We start from the raw sequence: 5,400 nt of genomic DNA, 5'->3' as shown, positions 1-5,400 counted from the left end.
ACGGATGTAGATCCGTTTCTGTGCGACCGTGTGTGCGCCCGCGCCGTTTTCAAAAACTCGATCTCGAGCGCCTGACGGCCGACAAGCCGTTCGAGCGCCGCGATCCGCGTTTCGTATTCAGGGAGCAGTTCCTCTTCGATGGCGTCATCGTCAAATTCGCCACGCTCATACTTGTCGATCCAGATCGGGATCAGCGTGCGGCAAATATCGTGCCTCTGGCTGAGCGCGCGCATCGACTCGCCGTTGAAATAGGCTTCGACGACTTCGCGTTTCTTGGACGTGCTGTGACGACGGTGCTTCTTGGTCATGCGGTTCTCCTTATCAGAACCACGACCCGGTCAAAATCTTCAGCTCAAGCTGTCCAGCCCGAGGGGCGCACTCCAATTGGGGGTCAATATTGGGTGCCGATTGACAGCCGGACACGGCGCGGCGCCTGCAGACCATACCTGGCGTTGGCCCACTGACGTCTCTGGCAGTCGAAGCATTCGGCCCAGACATGGCGCAGTTCAAGCGTGGGTGCGACTTTGCGGCTTGGCTTGGGTTGGTCCCGCGTCAGCATTCCTCGGGCGGAAAGGATCGGTTGGGACGCATCTCGAAAGCGGGGCAGGCCGATATCCGACGGCTCCTGATCATCGGGGCGATGTCCCGACTGAACTGGCTTGGGCGCAAGACGATCTCGGAAGGGTCCTGGCTCGCCAGGATGCTGGCGAAGAAGCCGAAGATGCTGGTCGCAATCGCGCTGGCTAACAAGATGGCCCGGCAGATCTGGGCTATGCTGACCAAGAACGAGGATTACAAGGCTCCGGCGCTGGCAGCTGCGGCATGTCTATCGTGGCATAGTTGCTGGCAACGGTGCCAAGGGGAATGTGAGAAGCCGACAACCTGAATGGACGCAACGATCGAACAGATCTGGACCAGGAAAACCAGAAGGCTGCTAAGAGCGCAAAGCTCGCTTTTCAGATTTGGACCTGATCCGCTGATCTCCATACCGGCCCGCGGCCATGGAAGCGCCGCGAAATGAGGCCAGAAAGAAGACTGCACTCGATCACACGCCGACAGGATCACAAGGGTCTTGCATCACGGGCGGCTACCAAAGAAGCAGCCTGCTAAACGAGCTGATCCGCCGTGCCCGGGCACTCTTTGGAACCCCGGAGCCAAGGAGCGAAGATGAGCTGGCGATGTTTCGGGATACTACTTATCCGCTTCCAAGAGGGGTTTATAGACAAAAAATAATAATTGTCTATAAGGTCATGCAAGCAATGGGAGCCGCAATCGATGCAACGCCTACCTGTATCCACCCAAACACTCTACGCTGACCTTGTTGATCGCGCCTGGGCGGGATCCTATCAGGAATTGGTTCAGGCAGGTGGCTCCCCCTACAAGCAAAGCGCACACGGCCGCGATTACTGGTATGTGAAAATGCCGATGGTCAACGGGGAGCGCCGCCCGGACCGCTACCTGGGACCAGATGGTCCGAATGTGCGGACCAGGCTGGAGCAGCACAAAGCGTTGAACCTCATCCGAAAGGAGCGCATGAGCATGGTTCGTGCGCTGCGGTCGTCTCGAATCCCGGGACCGGACCCGATTTCTGGGAAGATTATGTCTGCACTCTCGGAGGCGGGTGCATTTCGCCTTCGCGCGGTTGTAGTGGGTTCCGCGGCATTTCAGACCTATGGTGCTATGCTCGGCGTTCGACTCAGCGCCGCGGCTGGCCAGACATCAGACCTCGATATTGCCCAGTTCCATTCGATCTCCCTAGCCGTTGAAGACAGCGTTCCCGATAGCTTCATTGAGACTTTGCAAGAAGTTGATAGCCGGTTTCGGGCGATCCCCTCCCCAATTGATGGGCGCCGGACATTGCGTTATGCGATCCGTACCGGCAGCCAGGAGGAGTTCGCGGTCGATCTGCTGTCACCTCATCGCGGCGCTGAGCGCCCCAAGACAACCAACCTCCCGGCGTTGAAGGGGGATGCGCAACTCTTGAGGTATCTCGACTTCCTCATCTTTGGAGAGATCAACGCGGTGAGTCTCCATGGCGCGGGCATTCCCATCAATGTCCCCGCCCCTGAGCGATACGCGGTTCATAAGCTGATTGTTTCACGCATGCGCAGCAGCACCCCCTCCAGTCTAACGAAAGCGCGCAAGGACATCGTACAGGCTCAGGCGCTGTTTGAGGTTTTGCTGGAGGATCGGCCAGATGACGTGGAATTTGTCTGGAACGAAGCCTTAGAACGGGGTCCAAAATGGCGCAAGAACCTGCAGGCCGCGGCCCAGTCACTTAGCATCGACATCCGGGAGAAGCTACTTGCCCTGAGCGGGGCCGCTAGCGGCCCCGAGGGCCCCGGGGGCAGCTAGTAACTGTGTCTATTCCCCGGGCTGAATCTGCCATGGTATGGCGGTTTTGATGATCGCGTTGGCGATTGTGACCAGCCTTCGTGCGATTGCAATGACGACGAGTTTGAGTGGCTTTCCGCGCTCTTTGAGGCGTTTTGCGACCGGTTTCAGGACCGGGTTATGATAGGCAGCGGCGAGCGCTGCCTGAAACAGTACATGTCGCAGAGACCGTCGTCCGCCCGCAATCGTTCTCCTGCCTCGCATCGCCCCGCTGTCATGTGAGATCGGTGCCAGGCCGGTCATGGCAGCGACTTCGCCCGACGTCATCCGGCCGAGTTCAGGCAATTCGGCGATCAACATCGCCGCAGAGACTGGACCAATTCCCGGGATTGATCGCAGCAGGTTCGCCTTTGCAGCAAGTGGCTCAGTCTGCACAATGACGTTTTCGATCCTTCGTTCGATGGCAGAGATCTGGGCGTCGAGCACGTCTTGAAGATCATCATCCATGCCCTTGACGTCGGCAGATACACCCTGCTTCCTGCGAGCACCGATCTGAGTTCTGAGCCGTTTGCGCATATCGACAAGTTGCCCTCTTCGGGTCGTCAGGGTCCTGAGAACACGCAAGTTTTCATTTGGCAGTTCTCGCCCCGCTTCGGGTCGAAACGCCACAAACCGGGCAATGAGTTCTGCGTCGATCCGGTCTGTCTTGGCCCGCGTACCCCGAGACAACGCGAAGGCCTTGATCTGCGCCGGAGGCAATTGAACCGCATCGATTCCTGCAGCTGCAAGTGCCGTCCAGAGCACCCATTCATGCCCACCCGTAGCCTCGAAGCCAACTCTGACCTGACCGGGTATTTGCCGGATCATGGCGATCACCGCCCTATGGCCTTCTGGCGTGTTGGAATGTCGGAACCGCTTTTGGTCATGAAGGCAGAACCCGTCCAGCCAGTCGCGCGATACGTCTATCCCAATGAGGGTTGTGTCAGGTATCATGTCACTCTCTCTTCCTTATGCTTCGCGGTCCCGCAAAACGGGCCGCCGTCAACTGTTCGAGACGGTGAAGAGAGGCAGGATCAGCCTGCTAGAGAACGTGGTCGTGCCACAAGGTGTTTAGCGCTGTATCCCACCCCGTCGTCGGTCCTGGCCGGGAACGGCGACGGGGTACTCATAGCAGGGATGAGACACATGAGCCTCAGGATTTCATAACGGCAAGTATCACCGATAAGTGCAACAAGGCTCGCATGGAGGTAACGCAGCACAAATGCACAAGAATAGCATGATTTGGTGTATGTGTGCATCCCTTGATGATTGAAGAAAATTTAGTTGGTGATTTTCCGAGTGATGACACTTATGGTGCGCAGATACACCTTAATCGGATGTTATGAGGCTTTTGAACACCATGATCAGCAAGATGACAAAGGGAAGCGCTGTACATCCCATCATCCAACACGGGCTATCAAAGCTCGGTAAGGATATGGCCCTTGCCCGGCGAGCCCGCAAGCTGTCCACGGTGGACATGGCCGAGCGTATGGGGGTGGACCGCGGGACATTGCGCAGGCTTGAAAAAGGCGATCCTGGCGTATCGTTGAACACGCTGGCCATGGCACTGCACGCCTTGGGAATGCTGGACCGTATAATTGATCTCGCTGATCGCGCCTCGGACGATATCGGTCTCATGGCCGCCCATGGAGCCTTGCCGAAAAGGATCGTCAGGCCTCGGCCTGCGGAAGAGACCAAGCCGCTAGGATCTCTCCCTGATGCTGCTGGAAGCAATGATCCGGAGGGCTGGTGATGGGCAAGAAGGAAATCGATGTCCGCATGGGGGCGTCGGGTGTTCCGGTTGGAACGCTTGTTTGTGAGCATGATGGGCGTCGTGAGACCTCCACGTTCCGCTACGCCGAAACATGGCTCAAGAACGCACGGGCTTTCCCCCTCTCACCATTCATGCCTTTGCAGGCTGCCCCTTTCTTCGGGAAGAAGGACCGCAACATGTCGTCCCTCCCCAGCCCGATCGAGGATGGGGCCCCAGATTCCTGGGGCCGCAAGATCATCGACAAGACAAGCGGGGGAGGACACCTCTTTGACATCGACTATCTGATCGGAACTGATGATGTCCTGCGCATCGGTGCGTTGCGGTATTTCGATGCTCCGGGAGAGAAGGGCCGCGCGCTGACCGAGGTTTCGACTGAAAAGGGAAGCCCTCGCGTTCCGATGCTGCACAATATGGCTGATGTCATTCATGCTGCTAGGTCGTTTGAGGCCGATCCCGATGCTTATGTCGAAAAGCGCGGAGAACTCGTCGGTGGCGACATCCTGCGTGATGCCGTGGGATCACTCGGTGGTGCCCGGCCGAAGGTCAACGCTATCGACGAGGATGGCGCCCTGTGGATCATCAAGCTTCCAAAGCAAAATGACACTTATGCCATGGCCCGTGCAGAAGTTCTCGCACTGCGCCTTGCTAGACTTGCAGGTATCGAGGTTGCACAAGCGCATGTGCTCAACGACGCTCCACATTTCCCGATGATCATGGTCAAACGGTTTGATCGTATGGGGAAGAACCATGAAGCTCGCGTTCCTTACATCTCGGCCCAGACATTCGTCTCCGAATACTCAGGCGACGACCACTCCTACGAGGATATCGCGATGGCGCTGCGCACACATGGCGCAGACCCAAAGCGGGATATCCTCGAGCTTTACAGGCGGATGTGCTTTGGGATCCTGATCCGCAACACCGATGACCATCTGCGCAATCACGGCTTCCTGCGCGCACCCACCGGTTGGCGCCTGTCCCCGGCCTTCGACATCAATCCGGAGCACCGGGCTGGTGGGTATCTTCAGACCTCGATTTCGGAAATTCACGGTGCGGAGTGCTCGATCGCTTCAGCTCTCGACGCAGCGCCGTATTTCGATCTGTCCGAGGGCGAGGCGCGGAGTATGATACGTGACATGGCGGATACCATATCCAGTCATTGGAGGGCGATTGGCACGTCTTTGCAGATGACCTCTCAGGATCTTAGGGTCAGGATGCATTGATTTCGCTGCACCAGCATGATTCACGGCTTCGAA

Annotated in this window: 5 protein-coding genes and 1 pseudogene; 4 read left to right on the top strand and 2 right to left on the bottom strand. The window is 57.7% G+C overall.

Annotated elements, in window-relative coordinates:
• Positions 1-308 (bottom strand): helix-turn-helix domain-containing protein (locus KO516_RS13970; protein ID WP_216004398.1); only part of this gene is annotated, 308 nt, incomplete at its 3' end.
• 122 nt (positions 309-430) lie between these two features.
• On the opposite strand from KO516_RS13970, the pseudogene KO516_RS13965 reads away from it, so the two are divergent.
• Both KO516_RS13965 and KO516_RS13960 read left to right on the top strand, forming a co-directional pair.
• Positions 431-886: pseudogene (locus KO516_RS13965) on the top strand (transposase); the annotation flags it as partial.
• Positions 887-1,275: 389 nt separating this feature from the next.
• A complete protein-coding gene (locus tag KO516_RS13960) occupies positions 1,276-2,355 on the top strand; it encodes a GSU2403 family nucleotidyltransferase fold protein (protein WP_216004397.1) in 1,080 nt (359 codons plus the stop codon).
• A gap of 9 nt (positions 2,356-2,364) precedes the next feature.
• Here KO516_RS13960 and KO516_RS13955 read toward each other — a convergent pair whose 3' ends face one another.
• The gene (locus KO516_RS13955; RefSeq protein WP_216004396.1) at positions 2,365-3,327 is read right to left on the bottom strand and encodes an IS110 family transposase; all 963 of its coding nucleotides are present in this window, start codon (positions 3,325-3,327) and stop codon (positions 2,365-2,367) included.
• Positions 3,328-3,733: 406 nt separating this feature from the next.
• Here KO516_RS13955 and KO516_RS13950 point away from each other — a divergent pair, with 406 nt between their 5' ends.
• Both KO516_RS13950 and KO516_RS13945 read left to right on the top strand, forming a co-directional pair.
• A complete protein-coding gene (locus tag KO516_RS13950) occupies positions 3,734-4,126 on the top strand; it encodes a helix-turn-helix transcriptional regulator (RefSeq protein WP_216004395.1) in 393 nt (130 codons plus the stop codon).
• Positions 4,126-5,367, top strand: coding sequence for a type II toxin-antitoxin system HipA family toxin (locus KO516_RS13945; protein WP_216004394.1), 1,242 nt, complete (start codon positions 4,126-4,128; stop codon positions 5,365-5,367). Before KO516_RS13950 ends, KO516_RS13945 begins: the two co-directional genes overlap by 1 nt.
• Positions 5,368-5,400 lie beyond the last annotated feature (33 nt).

Origin of the sequence: Citreicella sp. C3M06 (assembly GCF_018860705.1) — a bacterium.
GTDB lineage: Bacteria > Pseudomonadota > Alphaproteobacteria > Rhodobacterales > Rhodobacteraceae > Salipiger.
The sequence above is the reverse complement of the archived record's forward strand: the minus strand, read 5'-3'. Positions and strand labels throughout refer to the sequence as shown.